Origin of the sequence: Neorhizobium sp. T7_12 (assembly GCF_002968535.1) — a bacterium.
In the GTDB taxonomy this organism is placed as follows: Bacteria; Pseudomonadota; Alphaproteobacteria; order Rhizobiales; family Rhizobiaceae; genus Neorhizobium; species Neorhizobium tomejilense.
This window is the reverse complement of record NZ_PVBK01000012.1, coordinates 50,263-75,712: the sequence shown is the minus strand read 5'-3', so window position 1 is coordinate 75,712 and position 25,450 is coordinate 50,263. Positions and strand designations below refer to the sequence as shown.

The window sequence follows — 25,450 nt, the reverse complement described above, 5'->3', positions numbered from 1 at the left end:
GGCCCATCTATCCAGCAACTAGAGATAGGGTGAGCCAAGCCAGAACACGCGTTCGATGAGGCGCACGAGGAAGGGCCTTGCCATCAACCCATCGAGCGTCACTTCGGTTGCGGAAGAAATGGCCAGGTCTATCCTTCGTTCCAAAGCTTCCGCGAAAGGGCAGTCCAGGACTTCGAGATCGACCTCGAAATTGAGCCGGAGCGATCGCGGATCGAGGTTCGAGGAACCGACATAGGCCCAGCGCCCATCGATCACCAGAAGCTTGGAGTGGTTGAACGGGCCGGATGCCCGCCAAATCCGGCAGTAGTTCTTCAGCATCTGGTCGAACTGGGCGGTCATCGCCCGATCGACCAGAACGAGATTGTTGGCGGTCGGCACGACGATATCGACCTCCACCCCGCGCCGGGCAGCCGTGACGAGCGCGGTGATCAGTTCGCGGTCCGGCAGGAAATAGGGCGACACGATGCGGATCGAGGAGCGCGCCACGGAAAACGCGCCCATCAGCATCTTGTGGTTCGTCTCGACGCTCCGGTCGGGTCCGGAAGAAACGGCGCGCATGATGACCGGCGAACCGGCCTCCGTCTCCGGCGCCTGCAGCGCCCAAGCCGCGCCCTCCAACGCCTCGTCGGCGGCATATCGCCAATCGGCGGCGGCAATTGCAAACAGGTCGGCGACAACCGGCCCGGTTACCTTGAAATGGGTGTCGAATGAACATTTGTTGCCACTGAATTCGCTCGAAAACCCTTCCCGGATGTTCATGCCGCCGGTAAACGCCACCCGGCCGTCGATGACCAGGATCTTCCGGTGGGTGCGCAGGTTCGCATAAGGCAGCCGCAGCCCCATGATGACGTTGCCGTTGAAGACATCGGCGGTGACACCCCCGTCTCTCAGCATGCCGAGCACGCTCGGAACCGAATATCGGGCACCCACCGCATCGATCAGCACACGCACCTCGACGCCGCGCTTGACCGCGGCAATCAGGGCTTCCGCGAACCGGATGCCGATCCTGTCCCGGTCGAAGATATAAGTCTCGAGAATGAGGCTGCGTTTCGCCTTGGCGATCGCCTTCAGCATCGCCCCATAGGCTTCGTCGCCGGTATCGAGCGCGACGATCGTATTGCCGGTCGTCAGCCGGTGGCGCGTCACCCGGTCGCCGAGCGTCTTCATCGCCCGGAAACGGTGTCCGAAATCCTCGATGATCAGGTTGTTCGTCGCGTCGTAGGAAACCACATGCGCGCGGATTTCTCCCTGCAGCAGCGCGCGGCGGTCGCTGATCACCGATCGGCGGATGCGGTTAATCCCGGCGACCAGGTAAAGCAGCGCGCCGACGATCGGAGACAGAACGATGACGCCGACCCAGCCGATCGCCGAGCGGACTTCTTCCTTGGTCATCGCTGCGTGAATCGCAGCTGCGGCCCCCATCAGGACCGACAAAACGAAGAGGATATGCGGCCAGTAGGGTTCGATGAGATCGAGCATGGCGAGCAATATAGGCGCGCTTCGCGCAATCGCAATCGGAGCCGCACCAATAGGTTAGCGCGGCTCCGGCAGGTATCAGGCGGCGAGCTGCTTCTCGAAGACCTCGAGCGAGGCTTCGAACGTGTCGAAGATCGTGTCGATCTGTTGCTCGTTGATGATCATCGGCGGGCAGAGCGCCAGCGAGTCGCCGATCGCCCGTGAGATCAGGCCTTTTTCGAGCATGATCGCCAGCAGCTTGGGGCCGAGCTGGCCGGCCGCGAAACCGTCGCGTGGCTTCAGTTCCAGGGCACCGATGAGGCCGACGCCGCGCGCTTCGATCGCCAGCGGATGGCTTTCCAGCGCCTTCAGCCGGCTCTGGAACTTCGGCGCCAGCGCCCGGACATTGCCGACGAGATCGCGTTCTTCGATGATCGCCAGGTTTTCCAGCGCGACCGCCGCGGCGACCGGGTGGCCGGCCGCGGTCACGCCATGGCCGAACGTGCCGATCTTCGCCGATTCGTCGGCAAGCGGCCCGTAGACGTTCTCGTTGATCAGCAGCGCCGAGATCGGCTGGTAGGACGACGAAATCTGCTTCGACAGCGTCATGATGTCCGGCTGCAGGGAATAGGTCGTGGTGCCGAACATCTCGCCGGTGCGCCCGAAACCACATATCACCTCGTCGGCGATCAGCAGGATATCGTATTTCCTGAGTACCTTCTGGATCGCATCCCAGTAACCGGCCGGCGGGACGATGACGCCGCCCGCCCCCATGACCGGCTCGCCGATTAAGGCGGCGACGGTTTCCGGGCCTTCCCTGAGGATCAGGTCTTCGAGGTCCTTGGCGCAGCGCTCGACGAAGGCTGCCTCCGTCTCGTTTTCCTGTTTGAAGGCGCGGTAATGCGGGCAGGTCGTGTGGAAGACGCCGGCGAGCGGCAGGTCGAAGGAGCGGTGGTTGTTCGGCAGGCCGGTCAGGCTGGCGCTGGCGATCGTGACGCCGTGATAGCCCTTGATGCGCGAAATGATCTTCTTCTTTTCCGGCTTGCCGAGCGCGTTCGAGCGATACCAGACCATCTTCATGGCGGTGTCGTTGGCCTCGGAACCGGAATTGGTGAAATAGGCCTTCGACATCGGCACCGGCGCCATCTGGATCAGCTTCTCGGCAAGATCGATCGACGGGCCGTGACTGCGCAGCGTAAAGGTATGGTAATAGGGGAGCTTCGCCATCTGCCTGGCGGCCGCTTCGACGAGCCGGCTTTCGCCGAAACCGACGCCGACGCTCCAAAGACCGGCCATGCCTTCGATATATTTGTTGCCGTTCACGTCGTAGACATAGATGCCCTCGCCGCGGTCGATCACCAGCGATCCGTCACGCTCCAGCGCGCGGGCATTGGTGTAGGAGTGGAGCTGGTAAGCCTTGTCCCGGGCTTCGATGGAATTGGGCTGAATAGTCACGACGGACCTCCTGTGAGACACGCAACGGCGCATAAATTTCATAGGCGGAAACGGCGATATTGGACAGCCCAAATCGCCGTTTTCAGAGAGGTCGACCGTTCAAAATAGTTGACGCGTCGATCAGTTTATTTGGTCATTTCAGCGTCATTGCCGCGACCGGAGGTTCGGCGCCGGCCGGAATGGGGCTTCTGTAGTCCTGTCCCTTGCGCCGCTTCGTGAGATCGGCCCAGGCCGCCTCGCGGAGCTGATCGCTTGTCATGGCGGCCAGCCCGGTCGCGGCCATCGCCTTGGCGACGGAAACCATGCCCTTGTGGGCAAGTGGGCTCTTGCCCTGCGCCACCACCTGCCAGGTATGAAGCTGGGTGCCCACGGCGAGCGTCGCGCCATAGGCCTGCACGGTCGGCACCACCCAGCTGACATCGCCGACATCCGTCGAACCGCCCATCTGGCGGTTTTCGGTGTGCGCCGGCAGAATGAAGTCGGCAAGCGGGATATCCCGCTGTTCCAAGCGCTCCTGGTTCCAGCTTGCGGCAATGTCTTCCGGCGTCAGCGTGGCACGGATCTGTTCGGCAAACTCGATATCCGCGGCGTCGAACGGCGGCGGGCCCATGCTGTCCCAGACGTCCTGCATGACGTCCATCAGCGGCGTATTGACGACGAGGTTGGAGACGCCGGCCAGGATCGTGCTCTCGACCTTGGTCTCGGTCATCAGCGCCGCCCCTTCGGCGACCTTCTTGACCCGTTCGATCAGCGTGAAAAGGCCGGGCAGATCCGCGGAGCGGACGACGTAGCGCACCTTGGCATGCGCCTGCACGACGTTCGGCGAGATGCCGCCGCTGTCCAGGACCGCATAGTGGATGCGGCTTTCGGACGGCATGTGCTCGCGCATATAATTGACACCGACGCTCATCAGTTCGACGGCATCGAGCGCGCTGCGGCCGAGTTCGGGCACGGCCGACGCATGCGCGGCGCGACCCGTGAAGGTGAAGTCGATCCGGCAGTTGGCAAGCGAGGTTTCCCGCTGCACGCCGGCGAAATTGCTCGGATGCCAGCTGATCGCGATGTCGACATCCTCGAAGGCACCGGCCCGCACCATGAATGCCTTGGCGGCACCGCCTTCTTCCGCCGGGCAGCCGTAATAACGCACGCGGCCGGGCGTGCCGGTCTTTTCCAGCCAATCCTTCAGCGCGGTCGCGGCCAGCAGCGAGGCGGAGCCGAGAAGATTGTGGCCGCAGCCATGGCCGTTGGCGCCTGGGGTCGTCGGGTCATGCCGGGTGACGCCGGCCTTCTGGCTGAGACCGGCCAGCGCATCGTATTCGCCGAGAAAGGCGATCACCGGACCGCCCTCGCCTGCCTCGCCGATCAGCGCGGTCGGAATGCCGGCGACGTTCTCGGTGATCTTGAAGCCTTGGGTCTCCAGCATCTCGCGATGCGCGGCAGCCGAAAGCGTCTCCATGTAGCAGGTTTCCGGCGTCTCCCAGACGCGGTCCGCGAGTTCCGTGAAGACCTCTTTTTTGCGGTCGATGAAATCCCAAACGAGCGGGAGATTGGAATTGCCTGTCGTCATGAAACCATTGCCTCGATAGATCTATGCTGGTCGGAAGGCCCGAACCGTAGCCAATTCCTGGCCGATGGCAATGCGGCATTGCAGCAAAAACAGGCTGTGCGGAGGGATGGGGCGGAAGGAATACGGATGTGATTGATACGCGAATGTTAGTATCTCGACAACCGGATCATAATCGTTATGCTCCCGCGCCACGGCCCGCAGGCAAATCTACGAACCGCGCCGAAACCGATAAGAATGCACCGAGATTTGGCCAATTTTGTGGAAAATTTTCTAAAGAATGACGCGGGCGTGAAATTCGATACGGCGGGAGGCCGTTGATCGGAATCAGGTAACAGGGGCGTGCACGGTCAGAAGGCCGTCGCGGACCCGCCAGGAGAAACGCATTTGTAGGCCGGCCGCAGCGAAATATCGCCGGCCAGGAGGTGAACACGGGAATACCAGTCGTTGGGCGCTATATAGCGCCATTCCAGCTGAAGACATCCACCGGGCACGGCGTATAAGCCGGCCACAGGTCATCGGGAGATCCAAATGAAATACAAACTCACCCTTGCCGCAGCGCTGCTGTCGGCAACATTCTTCGCAAGCGGCGCCAGCGCCAAGACCTTCGTTTATTGCTCCGAAGGTTCTCCGGAAGGCTTCGACCCCGGCATCTATACCGCCGGCACGACCTTCGACGCTTCGGCGCATCCGATCTACAACCGCCTGCTCGAGTTCAAGTCGGGCACCACCCAGCCGGAAGCAGGCCTCGCCCAGAGCTGGGAGATTTCCGCTGACGGCACCGTCTACACCTTCAAGCTGCGTCCGAACGTCAAGTTCCAGACGACCGACTTCTTCAAGCCGACCCGCAATCTGAACGCCGACGACGTCGTCTTCTCGATCGGCCGCCAAATCGACGAGAAGAACGCCTGGAACAAGTACATTTCCGGCGCGACCTGGGAATATGCCGACGGCATGGGCTTTCCGAAGCTCATCAAGTCGATCGAGAAGGTCGACGACCTGACCGTCAAGGTCACGCTCAACCGTCCGGAAGCACCGTTCCTCGCCAACCTCGCTATGCCGTTCGCCTCGATCGTGTCGAAGGAATATGCCGACAGCCTCGACAAGGCCGGCAAGAAGGAACAGCTGAACCAGATGCCGGTCGGCACCGGTCCGTTCACCTTCGTGGGCTACCAGCAGGACGCCGTCATCCGCTTCAAGAAGAACGCCGATTTCTGGGGCCCGGCTCCGAAGATCGACGACCTCGTGTTCGCGATCACCACCGACGCTGCCGTTCGTTACCAGAAGCTCAAGGCCGGCGAATGCCACCTGATGCCCTATCCGAACGCTGCCGATGTGAAGGCCATGAAGGCTGATCCGAGCCTCCAGGTTCTGGAGCAGGAAGGCCTGAACGTCGCCTATCTCGCCTACAACACGACCAAGGCTCCGTTCGACAAGTTGGAAGTCCGCAAGGCGCTGAACAAGGCGATCAACAAGAAGGCGATCGTCGATTCCGTCTTCCAGGGCATGGCGACACCTGCCGTCAACCCGATCCCGCCGACCATGTGGTCCTACAGCAAGGCCACCCAGGACGACACCTACGACCTCGAAGCGGCCAAGAAGATGCTCGCCGACGCAGGCGTCAAGGACCTTTCCATGAAGGTCTGGGCGATGCCGGTTTCGCGTCCCTACATGCTGAACGCCCGCCGCGCGGCCGAAATCATCCAGGACGATTTCGCCAAGATCGGCGTCAAGGTCGAGATCGTTTCCTTCGAATGGGCTGAATACCTGCAGCGTTCGAAGGACAAGAACCGCGATGGCGCCGCCATCATGGGCTGGACCGGCGACAACGGCGATCCGGACAACTTCCTTGATACGCTGCTCGGCTGCGATGCTGTCGGCGGCAACAACCGCGCTCAGTGGTGCAACAAGGAGTTCGACGCGCTGGTGAAGAAGGCCAAGGTCGTCTCCGACCTGGCCGAGCGCACCAAGCTCTACGAACAGGCTCAGGCGATCTTCAAGAAGGACGCTCCCTGGGCAACCATCGATCACTCCCTCTCGGTCGTACCGATGCGCAAGGGCGTGACCGGCTTTACCCAGAGCCCGCTCGGCGACTTCACCTTCGAAGCGGTCGATATCGCGCAGTAACTTCTGCTTCACGACGATTTTGCCGCGGGACGCGTTGCGTTTCCCGCGGCATTTTCTTATGAGACGCCAAAATTTGGCGAAGACGCCACGATTGCCGTCTTCATGGCTTGACAAAACCGTGAATCGGCCACGAACCAAAAACCACGAAGGTTTCGAATGTTTGGCTTCCTGTTGCGGCGTATCGCCGTGTTGATCCCGACTTTCATCGGGGTCTCGATCATTGCTTTTTCATTTATCCGACTTCTGCCGGGTGATCCGGTTGCGCTTCTTTCCGGCGAGCGCGTCATGTCGCCGGAGCGGCATGCCCAGATCAGTGCCCAGCTCGGCTTGGATCGGCCGCTGGTCGTCCAGTATTTCGATTATCTCGGCGGCGTGCTGACCGGCGATTTCGGGTCGTCGATCGTTTCCAAGAAGCCGATCCTCGACCAGTTCTGGGCGCTGTTTCCGGCGACCGTGGAGCTTTCCTTCTGTGCCATCGTCATCGCCGTCGCGCTCGGCATCCCGGCCGGCGTGATCGCCGCGATCAAGCGCGGCTCGATCTTCGACCAGGGGCTGATGGGCATCGCGCTTGTCGGTTATTCGATGCCGATCTTCTGGTGGGGCCTGCTGCTGATCATCCTCTTCTCCGGCACCCTGCAATGGTTCCCGGTTTCCGGCCGCATCTCGCTGATGTTCTTCTTCCCGCCGGTCACCGGCTTCATGCTGATCGATTCGCTGCTGTCGGGACAGAGGGGCGCCTTCGCCTCGGCGATCAGCCATCTCGCCCTGCCGTCGATCGTGCTTGCGACCATTCCGCTCGCGGTCATCGCACGCCAGACGCGTTCCGCCATGCTGGAAGTGCTCTCGGAAGATTATGTCCGCACCGCTCGCGCCAAGGGCCTCTCGCCCTTCCGCGTCGTCGGCATCCATGCGCTGCGCAACGCCATGATCCCGGTCATCACCACGATCGGCCTGCAGATCGGCGTCATGCTCGCCGGCGCCATCCTGACCGAGACGATCTTCTCCTGGCCGGGCATCGGCAAGTGGATGGTCGACAGCGTCTTCCGCCGCGATTACGCCGTCATCCAGGGCGGCCTGCTCCTGATCGCGGCCATCATCATGTTCGTCAATCTCATCGTTGATCTGCTCTACGGCCTGATCAACCCCAGAATCCGACACTGATCCGGCATCAAGAAGGAGAAAATCCCGTGGCCGATACCACTGTTACCAAGATCGCCGAACCGGTTTCCAGCGCCGCGATGCGCCGTCAGATGCTCCGCGAGTTCTGGTTCTACTTTTCCGAAAATCGCGGCGCCGTTCTGGGCCTCGTCATTTTCGTCGCCCTCGTCATCGTGGCGATCTTCGCGTCGCTCATCGCCCCGCATTCGCCGTTCGAGCAGTATCGCGATTTCGCCCTGCTTCCGCCGGCCTGGGCCGAGGGCGGCAACCCGTCCTATCTGCTCGGCACCGATCCTGTCGGCCGCGATATCCTGTCCCGCCTGATCTATGGCGCGCAGTATTCGCTGTTCATCGGCGTCTTCGTGACGACTCTGTCGCTCACCGGCGGCATCGTCGTCGGCCTGATCGCCGGTTATTACCGCGGCTGGATCGATACCGTCATCATGCGCCTGATGGATATCATCCTCGCCTTCCCGTCGCTGCTGCTCGCCCTCGTGCTCGTCGCGATCCTCGGGCCGAGCCTCACCAACGGCATGATCGCCATCGCGCTCACCCTGCAGCCGCATTTCGTGCGCCTCACCCGCGCCGCCGTGATGGCCGAGAAGTCCCGCGACTATGTGACCGCCGCAAGGCTTGCCGGCGCCGGCCCGCTGCGCCTGATGTTCCGCACCATCCTGCCGAACTGCACCGCGCCGCTGATCGTCCAGGCGACGCTCTCCTTCTCGAACGCCATTCTCGATGCAGCCGCTCTCGGCTTCCTCGGCATGGGCGCCCAGCCGCCGGCACCGGAATGGGGCACGATGCTTGCCGAAGCGCGTGAATTCATCCTGCGCGCCTGGTGGGTCGTCACCTTCCCCGGCGTTGCCATTCTCGTCACCGTTCTCGCCATCAACCTAATGGGTGACGGCCTGCGCGATGCGCTCGACCCGAAACTGAAGAGGTCCTGATCATGGCGCTCTTGCAAATCGATAACCTCATCGTCGAATTCGAAACCGCAACCGGCTGGTTCCGCGCCGTCGACGGCGTCTCCGTCTCGGTCGAAAAGGGCGAGGTTCTGGCAATCGTCGGCGAATCCGGCTCCGGCAAGTCCGTCGCCATGCTCGCCGTCATGGGGCTGCTCCCGTGGACGGCCAAGATCACCGCCGACCGCATGCTCTTCGAAGGCCGCGACATCCAGAACATCAGCCCGGCCGAGCGCCGCAAGCTGATCGGCAAGGACATCGCGATGATCTTCCAGGAGCCGGTCGCCAGCCTCAACCCGTGCTTCACGGTCGGCTTCCAGATCGAGGAAGTGCTGCGCATCCACCTCGGCCTCGACGCAAAAGCCCGCCGCGCCCGCGCAATCGAGCTGTTCACCCAGGTCGGCCTGCCCAACCCGGAAGAGCGGCTGAACCACTTTCCGCACCAGATGTCGGGCGGCCAGTGCCAGCGCGTGATGATCGCCATTGCGATCGCCTGCAATCCGAAACTGCTGATCGCCGATGAGCCGACCACCGCGCTCGACGTGACGATCCAGAAGCAGATTCTCGACCTGATCATGGCGCTGCAGGCCAAGAACGGCATGGGCCTGATCATGATCACCCATGACATGGGCGTGGTCGCCGAGACCGCCGACCGCGTCATCGTGCAGTACAAGGGCCGCAAGATGGAGGAAGCCGATGTGCTTTCCCTCTTCGAGAGCCCGAAGAGCAACTATACCAAGGCGCTGCTGGCGGCCCTGCCGGAAAACGCGACCGGCGACCGCCTGACCACCGTTTCCGCCTTCTTCGACGGCAACCCGGAACCGGCGCCGGAGGCACGCGCATGAGCAACAATATGACCGATAACACCATGCTCGAAGTGCGCGACATCAAGCGCGATTACGAACTGCCGGGCGGCCTCTTCAAGCCGAAGAAGATCATCCATGCGGTGAAGGGCGTTTCCTTCAAGCTCGAACGCGGCAAGACGCTGGCGATCGTCGGCGAAAGCGGCTGCGGCAAATCCACCCTTGCCCGCATGCTGACCTTCATCGACGAACCGACCGGCGGCGACCTGCTGATCGACAACAAGAAGGTCGATACCCGCCCCGGCCACCTGACGCAGGAAATGCGTCAGAAAGTGCAGATCGTCTTCCAGAATCCCTATGGTTCGCTGAACCCGCGCCAGAAGATCGGCGACGTGCTCGGCGAACCCTTGGCGATCAACACCGACATGTCGGCCGGCGAACGCCGCGACCGCGCCAGCGAAATGCTGACGAAGGTCGGCCTCGGCCCGGAGCACTATAACCGCTACCCGCACATGTTCTCGGGCGGCCAGCGTCAGCGCATCGCGATCGCCCGCGCGCTGATGATGAACCCGAAGCTTCTCGTGCTCGACGAACCGGTTTCGGCGCTCGACCTTTCGGTGCAGGCCCAGGTACTGAACCTGCTCGCCGATCTCCAGGACGAGTTCAACCTCACCTACGTCTTCATCAGCCACGACCTCTCCGTCGTGCGCTACATCGCCGACGAGGTGATGGTGATGTATTTCGGCGAGGCCGTGGAATACGGCACCCGCGAAGAGGTGTTTTCCGACCCGAAGCACGAATATACCCGCACGCTTTTCAAGGCGACGCCGAAGGCCGACATCGAGTCGATCCGTGCCCGCGTGGCGAAGAAGAAGACGACGGCGGCAGCTTAGGCTGAGCACCTGGCTACCGGGCGCTTCCAAGCTTGGAAAATCTGCTGTTTGAGGAAGCCCGCGAGCCGAGCCACCCCCACCTCAAGCGGATCGCCTATGAATGTATGGGACGGCGCGCGGAGCCCCTCCCCCTTGTGGGGAGGGGTTGGGGAGGGGACTTCATCCAGCATGAAAACCCCTCCCACCTGCCGGCCACCCTCCCCACAAGGGGGAGGGTTAAAAATGCCGCGCCGCCGCACATTCCATAAAACGACCGCCCTGCCCGCGAGGAGGAAGATCACCAGCTTCATAGCCTTCCCGCTTACCCGCAGCTACCGGGTGAATCGGTTGTTTGTTTAGGAGGGCGCCCCCAGCCGATCTCCCCCCTTGAGGGGGGGATGTCCGGCAGGACAGAGGGGGGTATGACGAGGCACGCCTCCGATTACTTCTGGCTTTCGCCCGTGGATAATTGATCGCCGCTCTCCAGCATCGCCAATAACTTAACCGCCTCATCATCCCCGCTCTCCAGCTTTCTGCCTACAATCCCCCCCGCTTCCGTCGCCGGAGTGTTTCGCGAGACGTTCGCGGGCAGGCGGGGCCGGCGCTTTCATCGGAACCGTAACGTGCGGGAAAGGTGGAAGAGGTGAAAGCCATGGCGGCGATGTCTTCGGATGGAGCCGCCTATCAAGCCTCCCCCGGACAGCCATGTCCGGTTCGGTTGAGCCGTGCAAGTGGCAGGATTTCCCGAAAGGAAGTCGAAAACGAAGCCACGCAGCGAGGCGAGATGATCACCTGTAGGGGCCGGAAGCCCCGAAAGAACGCCGAAGGCCACGCGAATGCGGAGCCATACTTATTATTTTACTATGAGGTTCCGCATTCGTGTGGGCTCTCCGATCTTTGACAGAGCCACGGCAGGTAACTGCGCGGGGCTCCGGAGTATTGGCCGAAGCCGAGCGGACGCCCGAACGCCTTCCCTCGCGGAAGCTCCAACATTCTATTCCACGAAAACCCGAACGCTCGCGGCACGGCCGGCGGCGTCGATCACCGTCAGCGTCGAATAACCGGCACCATCCGGTTTCCATTCGCTGGTCCGGCGGCGGGACAGCTCGCTGAGCGGCTTGCCGTTGGCGAGCCAGCGGAACGGCGCGCGGCCGCCCTGCAGCTTCAGGACCAGCGGCGAGATCTCGCCAGATTGCGCCCCGAGATCGACCCGTGCGCCTTCCGGCGGATAAACGATCTGCGGTGCCGGCTCCCGCGTCGAGGCGGAAAACAGCCCGTTCGCGGTCATCGAGAACCGCCTCTGGCTGATCGGCAGTTCGGCCTGCGCAATGCGGACGGCACCCGAAGGCGCGGATGGCAGCGGCGTGATCGGCACGCCGGATTTGGAAAACGCCTCGAACAGGATCGGCGCCGCGGTCTGATAACCGGCAATGCCCGGCACCGCGCCATTGTCCGGCCGCCCGACCCAGACGCCCAGCACATGACGTCCATCGAACCCGACCGACCAGGCGTCGCGATAACCGTAGCTCGTGCCGGTCTTGTAGGCGATGCCGAGCCTTCGGCTGCCCTGCGGCGGCAGAACATCCGAGAGAATATCGGCGACGTTCCACACCGCCTGCGGATCGAGAAGCGGCTCGCCGTCGATCATGCCCGGCTGGTCCTCGATGCCATTGCCGATCCGCATCGGATTGCCGCGATTGGCGAGCGCCGCATAGGCCTGCACCAGGTCCTTCAGCGTGATGCTGACGCCGCCGAGGCCGATCGCCAGGCCCGGCGCCTCGTTGGCCGGCAGGACCGGCCGCACGTCGGCGCGGCGGAAGCGGATCATCAGCCGCGACGGGCCGACGGCATCCAGCAGCCGCACGGCGGGCACGTTGAGCGAAAGCTGCAACGCCTGGCGGACGCTGACATCGCCCTGATAGGTCATGTCGAAATTCTTCGGCCGGTAACCGAAGAAATCCGCCGGCCGGTCCTCGATGATCGTTTCCTGGGACACCAGCCCCTGCTCGAAGGCGAGGCCGTAGATGAACGGTTTCAGCGTCGAGCCCGGCGAGCGGTTGACCCGCGTCATGTCCACCCAGCCGGAGCGGCTCGCATCGAAATAATCGGCCGAACCGACCTCGCCGACGATCGCGCCGGTGGTGATATCCGCCATCACCATGGCGACAGAGACCTTCGGGCTGAGCTTGACCGAAGCCTCCCTCGCCACCTGTTCCAGCCCCTGCTGGATGCTGCGCTTCAGCGTCGTCTTGTGCTGCTCGGTCTTCGGTTGCTTGCGGATCGCCGCTTCGGCGAGATGCGCCGCATAAGCCGGCAATTGCAGCCGGCGTGCCGGGATGCCATCGCGTGCCGCCCGCTCCGACTCGCCGTCGCCGGTCACCGCGGCAACGGCCGAACGCATCAGCACCCGTTCGCGGGCCGCCTGGGCAACCTTGAAATGCCGGTCCGGCCGCCGGCCCTCCGGGGATTGCGGCAGGGCGACCAGAAGTGCCGCTTCCGCCACCGTCAGCCGCCGCGGCTCCTTGCCGAAATAGGCAAGGCTCGCGGCCCGCACGCCCTCCAGATTGCCGCCATAAGGCGCATGGGTGAGGTAGAGTTCGAGGATTTCCCTCTTGGACAGCCGCCGCTCGATCTGGATGGCTCGGACGACCTGGCGGAGCTTGGCTGCGACGGACCGGCTCTCGCGCGGTTCGATCAGCCGCGCCACCTGCATCGACAGCGTCGAAGCGCCCGAAACGACGCGACCGTTGGTGACAAGCTGCAGCATCGCTCGGCCGAGCGCCCACGGATCGACGCCGCCATGCTCGTAGAAACGCTGGTCCTCATAGGCGACCAGCATTTTCAGGAAGCGCTGATCGACGTTTTCGGTACTCGTGCGAAGCCGCCAACGCCCCTCGGGCGTCGCGAAGGCGCGCAGCAGTTCGCCATCCGCATCCAGCACCTCGGTGGAAACCACCCGCGCCTTTTCAAGCGGTGGGGGATAGGCCCTGTCGGCCGCATCGAGGCCGACCACCAGCCCCGCCGCTACGCCGAGGCCGATACCCAGACCGATCGAAAGTTTCCACCTGAGCTTCATCGGAACGAGCTGCCGCTTACTGGGCGGCAAGCACCTCCATCTTGCCCATTGCGGTACGGGCCGAGAACTGCGGACGATACATGTCCTCGACCTGGGCAGCCGGATGATCGTAGACGCCGGGAGTCACGGCGCGGACCACATAGGCAAGCGTGATCTCGCGGTTGTCGCCGGAACTCCGGTCGAAGGCCGCAACGAAACGGTCGTTGCGGAATTCGGTATGGGCCGCCTGCACGTCCTCGATCCAGTCGAAATTGGCGAGGCTGGCGCTGTTGACGACGCTCGGATTGTCGATCTCGAGCCCCGCCGGCAGAAGGTCGGTGACGACGATGCGCGACGGCCAGCTGTTGCTCTCGGTGATGGTGATCACCGCGACGTAACGCTGGTTCTGCTGCGCTTCGCTGACATTCGTCTCCTCCCCGTCCATGGAGTAATAGGTGCGGGTGATCTGGAAACCGTCGCCGCCGGCCGGCAGCGGCTGAGCCGGCGCCGCGACCGTGGTGATCGAGGCAGACAGCGGATCGGCGCTGTTGTTCTTGACGGTCAGCGGATGGCCGATCAGCGCATCGCCGGTCATCTGCGACATCAGCGTGCCGCGATGGTCGGCACCGTTGACCTGCAGGCGAAGGCCGTCGTCACCGTTCTGCAGCGCGCGGGCGGCGAGCAGCATCCAGGTCTGTTCCTGGGTGCTGGTATATTTCTTCTGCCCCCATTCCTTGGCAACGATGGTGGCAAGCGCCGGAACGATCGGCGGCACCGGCCGGCTTTCGGCGGCAAGTGCCAGAACCGCGGCACCGTCACGCAGGGACGAACCGTAGTCCGAGCGCGACAGGCTGACCCTGTGGATCTGCGCTGCTTCCGACATCTGCAGCGAGGCCGCAAAGATGTTCTTTGACCGCTGCGCATCGCCGTAAAGCGCCAGCGCCGCGGCGATATGGGCCTTGGCGAGCGGCGTCGGGAAGTCGTTCAGCATCGTGTCGGCGTAATAACGCAGGTCGCTGATCGCGGCCTTGCGGTTGCGGGCGAGCACATAGAGCGCATAGGCGATCTCGTTGCCCTGATCCTTGACGTTGTTGGTGAAGCCGAGCGAGTTCTGCAGGCTGTCGAGAGCCTGGACGAGCGCCTGTTCGGGCACGTCGTAGCCCTGCTCGCGGGCCCGGCTGAGGAAGTCGCTCACGTAGGAATCGAGCCACAGATCGCCGCCGCCCGGACCCCAGAGGCCGAAACTGCCGGCCGAGGACTGGTAGGAGAGCACGCGATAGATCGCATCCTGGACCCGCTTCTTGACCTCCGTATCATCGGCAAGGCCGTTCTGCACCGCCATCTGGCTGAGATAGAGAAGCGGCAGGGCGCGGCTGGTCGTCTGTTCCGCGCAGCCATAGGGATAACGGCTGAGGCTCATCAGCAGCGCCGGAATGTCGAAGGCGGTCGAACGGCTGACGTTCACGCTGACAGAGGCACCCGGCAGGATACTGTCGGCAAGCAGGTTGGCATCGACCGTCACGCTGGCGCCCGGCTTCAGCTGGACAAGCCGCTGCTGGGTGATCGGCATGGCGGCCGGGCGCACCGGAATATCGAGCACCTGGTCCAGCGACATGCCCGACGCATTCGAAAGACGGACCAGGATCGACCCGTCACCTGGTTCGACACCGCGAAGCGCGAGCGTGACATCCGACTTGCCGCCGGCGGCCAGCGTTATCTTTCCGGTCCCCTTCTGATCGACGGCGACCGGCTTGTTGGTGGTGATGGCGAGCTGGTACTCGCCGGCCGGCGCATCGGTATTGGCGATGTCGAGCCTGAGATTGGTCTGGTCGCCGGGCGCCAGGAAGCGCGGCAGGCTGGCGGTGATCACCACCGGATCGCGGATCACCACGTCCTTGACGCCATGCCCGACGCCGGTCTTCGACCAGGCGACCGCCATGACCCGCGCCGTGCCGTTGAACTGCGGAATGTCGAAGGAGACATTCGCCTTGCCCTGAGCGTCGAGCTTCAGCGGGCCGGAGAAGAAGGCGATCAGCTTTTCCTTCGGCGGGCTCGACTGCAGCGCAGTGCTGCCGCCGTCACCGCCGGTGCGCAGCCGCCCGGTGGCGCCGAGCGAGCCGTCGATCAGGCGACCGTAGAGGTCGCGGATTTCGAGGCCGAGGCGGCGCTGGCCGAAATACCAGTCGTCCGGTGCCGGAGGCTGGTAACGCGTGAGATTGAGGATGCCCACATCCACCGCAGCGACGGTGACATAGGCGTCCTCGTTGGCGCCCGCTCCGGCAACCTGCAGCGAGATATTCAGCGGCTGGCGCGGCAGCGTCTTTTCCGGCGCCGTGATCGATACCTGCAGGTCGCGGCTTTCCGGATCGACCTTCAGCCAGGTGACGCCGATGGCGCGCATCGGCATGCGGCTTTCCTGCGCCTGGCCCGGACGATAAAGCGTCGCGGTGACGTAGGAACCGGCACCCCAGGCAGCCGTGACCGGGATGTCCACCTCGCCGCCGCTTGCGCCGATGCTCGCGGTCTTGACCGCAATCAGGCTCTCCGAACCCGACGTGATCATCAGCTCGCCGGCGTAACGCGACGACACCTTGAGCTTGGCCGTCTCGCCGACCTTGTAGCTCTGCTTGTCCAGCGCAATTTCAAGCGCATCCGGAGTTTCGGTCGAGGTCGCGGCGACGAACCAGCCCGCATCGAACTCGACGCTGGACGTCGGCCCGCCGATATCGGCAGTTTCGACCTCGAGCCGGTAGCGGCCCCAGTTGACCGGCACGGAAACCTTGCCGCCGTCTGCCGTGACATTCACCATGCCGTTGGCGGCCTGGCTGGTGCGGGTCACCGGCTCATACCGCCAGGACGAGCCGTCGCGATACCATTGATAATCGCGGTCGATCTTGATCAGCTTCCAGGGCAGGTTCTGCACCGCCTGTTTCTTGCCGGCCGCGTCCACCATGATCACGGTGAAGTTGCCGACCGAATTTTCGCCGAGATCGCCGGAGAATTCCGGCTTGATGCCGATCCGCGCACCTTCCGCCTTGACCGGCAGGGTGATCGAACGCTCGATCGCCCGGCCGCCCGCCTCCTGCATGCGCACCACGATATCGGCATTGACGAGCTGCGTCGTCGACGGCGCTTCGGCAACGGTCGCGTCGAAGGTCGCCTTGCCGTCGTCGTCAAGCGGTTCGAGCTCCTCCAGCGGAATGCGAACCGCTTCGCTCGCCTCTTCATCGACGAGGCCGAACTGATAGCCCGGGAAAGCCGGATTTTCGCGCGTCGTCTTCAGCGCAATCTCACCTTCGAGATTGAGGCCGGCCGCCGGCGCGCCATAAAGATATCGGCCGTCGATATTGACCGGCACCGGTGCCCCGACCGCGATTTCCTTGGCGTCGCTGGTCATGTCGAATTCGATGCGATCCGGCACGAAATCGTCGACGAGGAAGGTCTTTTCGCCGATCGCCGATCCCTTGGGATCGGTGAAGATCTGCATCGTCCAGGTGCCGCGCATGGAGGTAGCCAGCAGCGGCAGGTCGAGCGCATAACCACCGAGCGAACCGTTCCTGACCATCCGCCGATCCTCGACGCCATCCGGGCGCAGGAAGACGAAGGTGAGCGGCAGGTTCTCGATCGCCGTCGCATCGATGTTTCGGGCAAGCGCCGAGGCATGCACGGTTTCGCCGGGGCGATAGATGCCGCGCTCCGTCCAGGGCAGGATGTCGATCGCGCCGGGTGCGGGGCGACCCGTCACGCCACGGTCGGACAGATCGAACCCGGCACGGGCCATGTCGAGGAAGACATAGTCCTGGCCGTTGTTCTGGGCCGCCAGCACCGCCGGCACCATCGCCGCCGTGCCGCGCATCAGGCCGGCGGTGAACACCGCGCGGCCGTCCGCATCGGTCTTCGCTGTGCCGAGGATTTCGTTGTTCTTGGCGAGCAGCTGCAGATCGACGCCGGCCATCGGCTTGGCGCTGCCGAGCGAGCGGGCGAAGACGTTGAGGCCATCCGTGCCGGCATAGGTGGTGAGCCCGATATCGGACACCACGAACCATTGCGTCGCCTTGGTATCGTATTCCTGGCTCGTCGCATTGGCGGCTGCCGCCGTCAGCATGTAGACGCCGGGCTTGCGGGTCGGCAGGGCTTCATCGACCGGGAAGCTCGTCACCACGTCCTTGTTGAGGTCCTGGGCGATGTCGATCGTGCCCTGCCAGACCAGTTCGCCGCTCTGCTCCTCGATCTGGGTGGCGTTATAGCCGTCCATCTGGGTCAGGAATTGCGAATTGGCGAGCAGTGCCGCGATGCTGCGGTCGCCGACCCGGTAGAGTTTCAGATTGGCCTTTTCGGTATTGACCGAGACGATCGGAATGCCGCGGCGTGCGGTCGAGGGCAGCACGAAACTGTCGCCGGTAAACCGCACGGTCGCCGAGCGGTCCTTGACGTAGATGTCGATATCGACCTGGGCAACAAGCGGCTCGTCGACGGAAGACGGCAGGCCCCGGCGCAGCGACAGCTTGTAGCGCTGGCCATGGGTGAGGCCTTCGACGCAGATCTGGTTGCCCTTGGCTTCCATCGCCTTCGGCGCCTGGCCGTTGAGCACGACAAAGGGCGCGTAGTCGACGCCGATCTTCACCAGCGGTTCGGAGAACTGCACGCAGACGCGCGGGTTGGCGCTATCAGCATCAACCGTGTTGCCGGTCATGCGGAAGCCCTGGCGTTCGCGCAGGTCGTTATAGGCGGCCTGCACGGTGCGGGCGTTCACCAGCGCAAGACTTGCCTTGTAGGCGTTCAGCGCCGCGCGATAATTCTGCTGCTTGGCAAGCGCAGCCCCGAGAACCGCAAGCGCATCCGCCCGGGTCTGCGTCGTGCGCGAAAGCTGGTAGCCGTTGACCGCGGCAAGGGTGCCTTCGCCATCGGCAGTGCCGTTGTTCTTGGCGGTGCCGGCAGCGCGCGCAAGCTCGATCCACAGCGCGCCATCATCGGGGATGATCGAGAGCGCGCCTTTGAAATTGTAGATCGCCGTATCGACATTGCCGGCGAGCAGCTGACCCTGGGCGATCGTCTTGAGGCTTTCGACGCCGTAACCCTGCTGGTTGTCGCCGAGCGTCAGGCCATCCTTCTGATCGCGCGCCTGCTGGAGAACCTCTTCCGAGAGGAAGGACAGTTTCGGCGGAGCACCGATATCCGGTTCGATAGTCGTTACGACGATCTTGCCGGCTGTTGCGCCCTGGAACGGGTTGAGCTGGCTGTAATCCGACTTGAGGAAGCACCACTTGGCCTTCTCGTTATAGGTGAAAGCCTTGCAGGCATTGTCGCCGATGCAGGCCGCCTCGCATTGGGGCTGGCTGACATTCTTCACGGTTCTGAGATCGAAGCCGAGATAATCGCTGTTCGGAGTGCTTTCGATCCGCCGGTCGGCCGCCATCAGTGGCGAGGCGAAAGCGAATGCGGAAACGATGAGAGCGAGAAAGCCGAATATCGCGCGCCTAGACATGGAAGTCCCCCCGTGGCTGCCGTCGGAAGTTGCAGTTTTCTAATCTATCCCGTGACTTGTCAACGAGCCCCGACGCGTCGGGCCGCCTATTTTCATGAAGAGATTGTCATATGACGAACGTCGTGCCGGAACGGATCAGGCCATCAGCCCGGCAGCCGTAAATCCGCCGTCGACGGCGAGGATCTGGCCGGTGACATAGGAGGACTGGCGCTCGTCGACGAGAAAGGCAATCGCCGTGGCGATCTCCTCCGGCCGACCGTAGCGGCGCATCGGCACGGTGCGTTTCCACTCCTCGCGCGTCGCGGCGGTGTGGTTTTCCTTGACCATCGGCGTCTCGATCGGACCCGGCGCAATCGCGTTGACGCGGATCAGGTCGTCCGCGAGTTCGACCGCCATGATCTTGGTGAGCGTCACCAGCGCGCCCTTCGAGGCGCCGTAGGCGGAACGGCCGAGATTGCCCTTGATGCCGGAGACCGAGGCGATGTGGACGATCGACCCGCCGCCGTTTTCCCGCATGATCGGCGCCAGCGCCTGCGACAGCGCAAACGCGCCGACAACGTTGACCTCGTAAATGCGCCGCAGTTGATCGGTCGTGGTATCGGCGAAACGGACGTTCGAACCGATGCCGGCGCTGTTGACCAGTGCCTGCAGCGGGTTTTGAAGAGCCTGGCAGCGATCAGCGAGTTCGGCGATCGCCTTCTCGTCGGTGATATCGAGAAGAACGGTGGTGAGGAGGCCGGACCGGTTTCCGAGCCGTTCCATCAGCCGTTCAAGTGCCGCAGCGTCGCGGTCTGCAGCCAGCACGTGCCAGCCGGCTTCGATGAGAAGCTCCGTCGTCGAAAGGCCGATACCCGATCCCGCACCTGTGACGACGACGCTGCGCATGTTCAGCTCTCCCGGTTGTCGATTATGACCAGTTCGAAAGTGACGCCGACCGGATTGTCTCCGCGCGCCAGCCGGCCGTGATAGATCACGCCGTCCGTATCCACGACCGCAGCATCGATCGAAGCGCGGAGCCCATTCGGCGTGTTTTCGAGCACGCCGCTCTCGATGGCGATCTCGGTCGCGAGGCAGACCACGCGACGTCCATCCTCGAACACGGGCTCGTTGATGCTGCCGATGCCGTAGATGCGGGCGCTCGTTATGCCATGCTCCCGACAGACGTCTTCGATCGCCATCCCGACATCCTCGTTCGGGCGTACCCGCAGCAGGATGCCGTTGCCCTCGCCGCTCTCGCCGTTGGCGGAAAACAGCGTGAAATTGGTTTCGGGATCAGGGATCGACGAGAAGGTCGCGGTGGCGCTGCCATAACCTTTGACCGCGATCGGCCGGCTGACGATGCTGTCGAAGGGCAGCACATGCCCCATGCGCAAAGCCCCTTCGCCGGTATCCCAGATGCCGTGGCAATGCAGGAACGGCGCCCCGTCCCGTTCGCCGACCATGGCGGTCGCCGCCAAAAACCTGCCGCCCGCCTCCGGCGCGAAGGTCGCGCTATACCAGGCAGCATGATCCTCGTCCGGTGAGAAGGCCGGCAGGACATAACGGAACGGATCGCAGGCCCCACCTTCGATATTGAGGAAACCACCCTTGCAGCCGGCCTCAGCGAAGATGCGCGCCACCTCGGCCATGAAGACTTCGCCGGGCCGCAGCACACCCTCGACCGGCTTCAGGGCGGTCCGCACCGCCTCTCGCCTGATCGGAGCGACGGGCCCCGGATGCCTGAGCTGGCGCAGTCCCGGCAGGTCATTAGCCGGCTTACTGTCAAACTCGCCACGCGCGTGCAGCTCTTCGCGGATCATTTTCTTGGTGATCTTGCCATAGGCGGATTTCGGCAGCGCGTCCCAGAAGATGAAACGTTTCGGCATCTTGTAGCGGGACATCCGGCCGTCGATGAAGGCGAACAGGTCCTTCTCGGTCACCGCCGAACCCGGCTTGGCGACGCAGACGGCGATGCCGACTTCGCCCCAGAGCGGATCGGGCACGCCGAGCACGGCCACCTCGCTGATTGCCGGATGGGTGAGAAGTTTCTCCTCGATCTCCCGCGGATAGACGTTCGAGCCGCCGGAAATATACATGTCCGAGGCGCGGCCGGTGATGTAGAGGAAACCCTCCGCATCCATGTGGCCGAGATCGCCGGTGCGGAACCAGCCGTTGCGGAACGCCTTCTCGTTGGCCTCCGGATTGTCGTAGTAGCCAGCAAAGACGGCCGGACCGACGCAGCAGATCTCGCCGGTCTCGTAAGGCCCGACCTCTTCGCCCGCATCGTTCTGGATCGACACCTGCATGCCGGTACGCTCCATGCCGCAGGTCCCGATCCTGGCGGCTTCGCCGTCCTCGGCCGAATGCAGCGCCGGCGGCAGGACGGTGATCGCCCCCGTCACCTCGCCGAGCCCGAAATATTGCACGATCACCGGCCCGAGGCTCTTCAGCGCTCGCTTCTGATCCTCGCGATACATCGGTGCGCCGGCATAGATGACGTAGCGGAGCGAGGAGTGGTCGTATTTCTCGGCAGCCGGATGCTCGACCAGCAGCTTCAGGATGGTCGGCACGGTGAACATCGTCGACACGCGCCACTTTTCGATCAGCGCCCAGGCGGCGTCGATATCGAATTTTTCGGTCGGCAGCAGGATAGTCTTCACCCCATGCGCCACCTGGGTGAGCTGATGCACGCCCGCGCCATGCGACAAGGGAGCAACGACCAGCGCGGCATCGGCGGAGGTAACGCCGGGCATCAGGTCGCAGAGATGGTTGTTGATCACGAAGGCCATCTGGCCGTGGGTCAGCACTGCCGCCTTCGGCCGGCCGGTCGTGCCCGACGTGAAGAAGAACCAGCAGGGATCGTCGCGCTCGACCCGCGCCTCGGCCGGTTTTCTGCCGCCGAATTCATCGACAATAGCATCATAGGACGGCCCGAAATCCGCCTCGCCGATGGCAATAACGAAACCGATCTCCGGATTGCTTTCCCGCACAACCCGCGCATGATCCGGAAACGAGGCGTTGCAGATCAGGCCGGTCGCGCCGCTCGCCTTGGCGAGATAGGCGACCTCTTCCGGCGTCTGCCGGAAATTGGTCGGCACCCAGACGGCGCCGATCCTGAAACAGGCGAACATGCTCTCGAACATCTGGTTGCAGTTCTGCGACTGGACCAGGATACGGTCACCCTTTGTCACCCCGAAACGCTGCTGCAGCGCCGCGGCCATCGCGTCAATGCGCGTCTCGAACTCTTCCCAGGTCCAGGACTTTTCGGCCCAGACCAAGGCGACGCCCTGCGGTTCTCGGCGCATCGCCTGCGTCACGAAGCGGGCGAGGTTCATCACCCGCGTCGAACGGGGGCTCAGCCCTCCCTTCGGTTCGGCCTGATCGCCGACGGCAACCGAGGTCGTCGCATTCATTTCGTCCGCTCCAGGATCGACACGTAATTGGCGACGGCGGCGCCGCCCATGTTGAAGACACCGGCCATCGTCGCCTTCGGCAGCTGCATGTCGCCCGCCTCGCCGCAGAGCTGCATCGCCGCCATCACGTGCATCGAAACGCCGGTTGCGCCGATCGGATGGCCCTTGGATTTCAAACCACCGGACGGATTGACCGGCAGGCGGCCGTCCTTGCGGGTGATGCCTTCGCGGATGACGCGATAGCCCTCGCCGGGCTCGGCAAGCCCCATCGCCTCATATTCGATGAGTTCGGCTATCGTAAAGCAGTCATGGGTTTCGACGAAGTTGAGATCGTCGAGCGAAACGCCTGCCTCCGCGAGCGATTTCTGCCAGGCCATGCGCGCGCCCTCGAAGGCGATCGGATCGCGGCGCGACATGGCAAGGATATCGTTGACATGGTTATGCGCCTTGAAGGCGACCGCGCGCTTCATGCCGGCCGCGACTTCTGGCGCCGCAATCACCAGTGCGGCTGCACCGTCGGATACCAGCGAGCAGTCGGTACGGCGCAGGGGCGCTGCCACATAGGGGTTCTTGTCGGACACCGTGTTGCAGAAATCGAAGCCGAAATCCTTCTGCATATGCGCATAAGGGTTCTTCATGCCGTTCGCGTGGTTCTTGGCCGCGATCATCGCCAGCTCTTCCGAGCGGTCGCCATAACGCTGGAAATAGTGGCTGGCGATGCGGCCGAAGAGGCCGGCGAAACCGCCTTCGACATCCGCTTCCTCCTCGCGGTAGGAGGCGGACAGCAGGATGTCGCCCGTCTCCTTCGTGGGCAGAGCGGTCATCTTCTCGGCGCCGACGACCAGCGCGACCTTGCCGCGACCGGCAGCGATGAAGTCGAGCGCTGTATAAAGCGCCGCCGAACCGGTGGCGCAGGCATTCTCCATCCGCACCGCCGGCACATGGTCGAACCCGTCGGCCGCCATCGCCACCAGGGCGCCCTGAAAATCCTGCTTCGAAAAGCCGTTGTTGAACACGCCGACGAAAATGCCGTCGACATCCTTGGCCGTGATGCCGGCATGTTCGAGGGCCGGATTGATCACCTCGGCCATCAATTCCCGCGTCGAGGCCGCTTCGGACTTGCCGAACTTCGAATGCGCCCAACCGACGATCTGCGCTCCTGCCATGACCTTCTCCTTCGTTTCAAACCCGTTCCGGTGTTCTCGGCCGTGCCGCCTGCGGTGCCTTTCGAAGCGCCGGTTTCTCCGAACTGAACAGCGATTTCAGCTTGCCCTGCACCCGCTCGACCTCATGAGCCAGCAGCCCGACAAGCTCCTTCTGACGTGCCTCACCCATGCGACTGTCGATCGCGGCAATCGACAAGGCTCCTGCAAGCCGTCCGTCGGGCAGCAGGATCGCCATGCCGATCCCCCAGGAATTGGCGATGACCCGCCCGGGATTGAGCGCGTAACCGAGTTCGCGTGAGCGGGCGACATCCTCTCGGATAATCTGAGGGGAATAGCCCGGATATTGCGCGGCAATGACGCCTTCAATGCGACCAAGGACCGCCTCCACTTCCGCGTCCGGCAATGCCGCCAGCATGGCAAGTGATCCGGCGCCGACACCGAGCGGGTTCTGGTCACCGGTCAGCAGCGCATGGGTGCGCACCGGATGCGTGCCCTCCTCGCGATGCAGACAGACGGCGTAATCGTCACGCCGCATCGAGACGAAACTTGTATCGGCCGATTTGCCGGAAAGCCGCTTCAGGCTTTCGCCCGCCATTTCCAGAAGGCCATGCCGGCGAGAGGCCAGCATGCCGAGTACGTAAAGCTCCCCGCCGAGATAATATCGGCGGGTAAGCTCGTCCTGTTCGACGAGGCGGGACCGCATCAGCGCCATCAGCAGCCGCCGGGCTGTCGGTTTGTTGAGGCCGCTATCGGCGACCACATCGGCCAGCGCCACGCCCTTTTCCGCGCCGCGACCGACGATGGAGAGAAGCTGCAACGCCCGCTCCACCGCCTGCGAGCCGGAAACGGCACCTTCCCGAAGACCCGACGGGATCTCGATCACCTGTTGCATATGCCGTTTCCCATCAGATGCATGGCCGCCGCCGATCAGCTCAATGACTTGCCGATAGCCTTTTCGAGGATCGCCCAGGCCTCGTCGCCGTATTTCGTTTTCCAGTCCTTGTAGAAATTGGCAGCGCGCAGCTTTTCCTGGAAAAGCGCGCCGTCCGGCTTGTTGAACTTCATGCCCTTGCCTTCGAGTTCGGCCTGGACGGTGGCGTTGAGGCCCATGACGTCCTTGCGCTGCAGCTCGGCGGCGGCGTTGAAGTGCTTCGAGACGATACCCTGCAGATCTGCCGGCAGCGCCTGCCAGGAGCGGCGGTTGAGCAGGATCCAGAAACCGTCCCACATGTGGTTCGTCATCGAGACGTATTTCTGCACCTCGAACAGCTTCGCCGTCGTCAGGATGGCCAGCGGGTTTTCCTGTCCGTCGACGATGCCGGTCTGCAACGCGGTATAGGTTTCGGCAAAGTTGATGCTGGCGGGCGCCGAACCGAAGGCAGTGAACATCGAGGTCCAGAGCGGGCTCACCGGCACGCGGATCTTGAAGCCCTCGAGATCCTTAGGCGTCGTAATCGGCCCCTTGGACGAAGTGATCTGCCGGAAACCGTTGTCCCAGATCTTGTCGAGCGTCAGCAGGCCCTTCTTCTCGATCTCGCCGCGAACATATTTGCCGAGCTCGCCGTCCATTGCCGGCCAGACCTTGTCGTAGCTCGGGAAGGCGAAGCCGACGCCGTTCAGCGAGGCGTTCGGCACCAGGGTCGACAGGATGATCGGCGACAGGCTGAACATCTCGACGCCGCCGGAGCGAACCTGGTTCAGCATGTCGGTATCGGCACCGAGCTGGCTCGACGGGAAGATGTTGATGGCCATGCGGCCGCCGCTCTCCTCCTGGATTTTGGCGACGGCTTCCTTGGCGCGGACGTTCATCGGATGCGTCAGCGCCTGGTTGTTGGCGAACTTGTAGGTGAACTCGGCGGCATTGGCCGGCCGCGTGCGGATTGAAAAGGTCGTGGCGATGCCGGTCGTGGCCGCGCCCAAAAGAAGCGTTCTGCGGTTGACGTTCATGAAATCCTC

Annotated in this window: 15 protein-coding genes and 1 pseudogene; 5 read left to right on the top strand and 11 right to left on the bottom strand. The window is 63.4% G+C overall.

All coding sequences use genetic code 11. The annotated features are described in order from the left end of the window. Positions 1-18: 18 nt before the first annotated feature. The 3 genes from cls to C5J26_RS22485 form a co-directional block, all read right to left on the bottom strand. Positions 19-1,479 (bottom strand): cardiolipin synthase, encoded by a 1,461-nt coding sequence (cls, locus tag C5J26_RS22495; protein WP_105403814.1) that lies wholly within the window; start codon positions 1,477-1,479, stop codon positions 19-21. Positions 1,480-1,554: 75 nt separating this feature from the next. Then, the gene (locus tag C5J26_RS22490; RefSeq protein WP_105403813.1) at positions 1,555-2,910 is read right to left on the bottom strand and encodes an aspartate aminotransferase family protein; all 1,356 of its coding nucleotides are present in this window, start codon (positions 2,908-2,910) and stop codon (positions 1,555-1,557) included. Positions 2,911-3,043: 133 nt separating this feature from the next. Continuing rightward, positions 3,044-4,477 (bottom strand): M20 family metallopeptidase, encoded by a 1,434-nt coding sequence (locus C5J26_RS22485; protein ID WP_105403812.1) that lies wholly within the window; start codon positions 4,475-4,477, stop codon positions 3,044-3,046. A gap of 528 nt (positions 4,478-5,005) precedes the next feature. Between C5J26_RS22485 and C5J26_RS22480 the strand changes: the two genes are divergently transcribed. From C5J26_RS22480 to C5J26_RS22460, 5 genes are all read left to right on the top strand, one after another. Then, positions 5,006-6,601 carry an ABC transporter substrate-binding protein gene (locus C5J26_RS22480; protein WP_105403811.1) on the top strand — a complete coding sequence of 532 codons (1,596 nt, stop codon included), beginning with the start codon at positions 5,006-5,008 and terminating at the stop codon, positions 6,599-6,601. A gap of 156 nt (positions 6,602-6,757) precedes the next feature. Beyond that, positions 6,758-7,762, top strand: coding sequence for an ABC transporter permease subunit (locus C5J26_RS22475; RefSeq protein WP_105403810.1), 1,005 nt, complete (start codon positions 6,758-6,760; stop codon positions 7,760-7,762). A gap of 77 nt (positions 7,763-7,839) precedes the next feature. Further along, positions 7,840-8,706 carry an ABC transporter permease subunit gene (locus C5J26_RS22470; protein WP_105403876.1) on the top strand — a complete coding sequence of 289 codons (867 nt, stop codon included), beginning with the start codon at positions 7,840-7,842 and terminating at the stop codon, positions 8,704-8,706. A 2-nt stretch (positions 8,707-8,708) separates the two neighbouring features. Then, complete coding sequence (locus C5J26_RS22465; RefSeq protein WP_105403809.1) at positions 8,709-9,566, top strand: ABC transporter ATP-binding protein; 858 nt, start codon at positions 8,709-8,711, stop codon at positions 9,564-9,566. Next, a complete protein-coding gene (locus C5J26_RS22460; protein WP_371681942.1) occupies positions 9,563-10,417 on the top strand; it encodes a dipeptide ABC transporter ATP-binding protein in 855 nt (284 codons plus the stop codon). The genes C5J26_RS22465 and C5J26_RS22460 overlap by 4 nt, the downstream gene beginning before the upstream one ends. Before the next feature lie 973 nt (positions 10,418-11,390). On the opposite strand, the gene pbpC is transcribed toward C5J26_RS22460, so the two are convergent. From pbpC to C5J26_RS22420, 8 genes and pseudogenes are all read right to left on the bottom strand, one after another. Then, complete coding sequence (pbpC, locus tag C5J26_RS22450) at positions 11,391-13,472, bottom strand: penicillin-binding protein 1C (RefSeq protein WP_105403807.1); 2,082 nt, start codon at positions 13,470-13,472, stop codon at positions 11,391-11,393. Positions 13,473-13,488: 16 nt separating this feature from the next. Then, entirely contained in the window at positions 13,489-18,936 is a 5,448-nt protein-coding gene (locus C5J26_RS22445) for an alpha-2-macroglobulin family protein (protein ID WP_105403806.1), read from the bottom strand. A gap of 135 nt (positions 18,937-19,071) precedes the next feature. Beyond that, the gene (locus C5J26_RS22440) at positions 19,072-19,821 is read right to left on the bottom strand and encodes an SDR family NAD(P)-dependent oxidoreductase (protein ID WP_105403805.1); all 750 of its coding nucleotides are present in this window, start codon (positions 19,819-19,821) and stop codon (positions 19,072-19,074) included. Between the two features lie 2 nt (positions 19,822-19,823). Then, complete coding sequence (locus tag C5J26_RS33555) at positions 19,824-20,303, bottom strand: PCC domain-containing protein (RefSeq protein WP_256386087.1); 480 nt, start codon at positions 20,301-20,303, stop codon at positions 19,824-19,826. 387 nt (positions 20,304-20,690) lie between these two features. Beyond that, positions 20,691-22,328: pseudogene (locus C5J26_RS33345) on the bottom strand (acyl-CoA synthetase); the annotation flags it as partial. Further along, positions 22,325-23,494 (bottom strand): acetyl-CoA acetyltransferase, encoded by a 1,170-nt coding sequence (locus tag C5J26_RS22430; RefSeq protein ID WP_105403803.1) that lies wholly within the window; start codon positions 23,492-23,494, stop codon positions 22,325-22,327. The gene C5J26_RS22430 and the pseudogene C5J26_RS33345, both read right to left, overlap by 4 nt. Positions 23,495-23,510: 16 nt before the next feature. Next, positions 23,511-24,386, bottom strand: a complete 876-nt coding sequence (locus C5J26_RS22425) for an IclR family transcriptional regulator (RefSeq protein ID WP_105403802.1) — start codon at positions 24,384-24,386, stop codon at positions 23,511-23,513. A gap of 35 nt (positions 24,387-24,421) precedes the next feature. Next, on the bottom strand, positions 24,422-25,441 hold the full coding sequence (locus C5J26_RS22420; protein WP_105403801.1) for a TRAP transporter substrate-binding protein: 1,020 nt from the start codon (positions 25,439-25,441) through the stop codon (positions 24,422-24,424). Positions 25,442-25,450 lie beyond the last annotated feature (9 nt).

Excerpts from the sequence above, each read along its gene's own strand:
- C5J26_RS22420 (WP_105403801.1), bottom strand. The coding sequence starts at position 25,441 with ATGAACGTCAACCGCAGAACGCTTCTTTTGGGCGCGGCCACGACCGGC.
- cls (WP_105403814.1), bottom strand. The coding sequence starts at position 1,479 with ATGCTCGATCTCATCGAACCCTACTGGCCGCATATCCTCTTCGTTTTG.
- C5J26_RS22485 (WP_105403812.1), bottom strand. The coding sequence starts at position 4,477 with ATGACGACAGGCAATTCCAATCTCCCGCTCGTTTGGGATTTCATCGAC.
- pbpC (WP_105403807.1), bottom strand. The coding sequence starts at position 13,472 with ATGAAGCTCAGGTGGAAACTTTCGATCGGTCTGGGTATCGGCCTCGGC.
- C5J26_RS22470 (WP_105403876.1), top strand. The coding sequence starts at position 7,840 with ATGCGCCGTCAGATGCTCCGCGAGTTCTGGTTCTACTTTTCCGAAAAT.
- C5J26_RS22445 (WP_105403806.1), bottom strand. The coding sequence starts at position 18,936 with ATGTCTAGGCGCGCGATATTCGGCTTTCTCGCTCTCATCGTTTCCGCA.
- C5J26_RS22425 (WP_105403802.1), bottom strand. The coding sequence starts at position 24,386 with ATGCAACAGGTGATCGAGATCCCGTCGGGTCTTCGGGAAGGTGCCGTT.
- C5J26_RS22465 (WP_105403809.1), top strand. The coding sequence starts at position 8,709 with ATGGCGCTCTTGCAAATCGATAACCTCATCGTCGAATTCGAAACCGCA.
- C5J26_RS33555 (WP_256386087.1), bottom strand. The coding sequence starts at position 20,303 with ATGGGGCATGTGCTGCCCTTCGACAGCATCGTCAGCCGGCCGATCGCG.
- C5J26_RS22480 (WP_105403811.1), top strand. The coding sequence starts at position 5,006 with ATGAAATACAAACTCACCCTTGCCGCAGCGCTGCTGTCGGCAACATTC.
- C5J26_RS22430 (WP_105403803.1), bottom strand. The coding sequence starts at position 23,494 with ATGGCAGGAGCGCAGATCGTCGGTTGGGCGCATTCGAAGTTCGGCAAG.
- C5J26_RS22460 (WP_371681942.1), top strand. The coding sequence starts at position 9,563 with ATGAGCAACAATATGACCGATAACACCATGCTCGAAGTGCGCGACATC.
- C5J26_RS22475 (WP_105403810.1), top strand. The coding sequence starts at position 6,758 with ATGTTTGGCTTCCTGTTGCGGCGTATCGCCGTGTTGATCCCGACTTTC.
- C5J26_RS22440 (WP_105403805.1), bottom strand. The coding sequence starts at position 19,821 with ATGCGCAGCGTCGTCGTCACAGGTGCGGGATCGGGTATCGGCCTTTCG.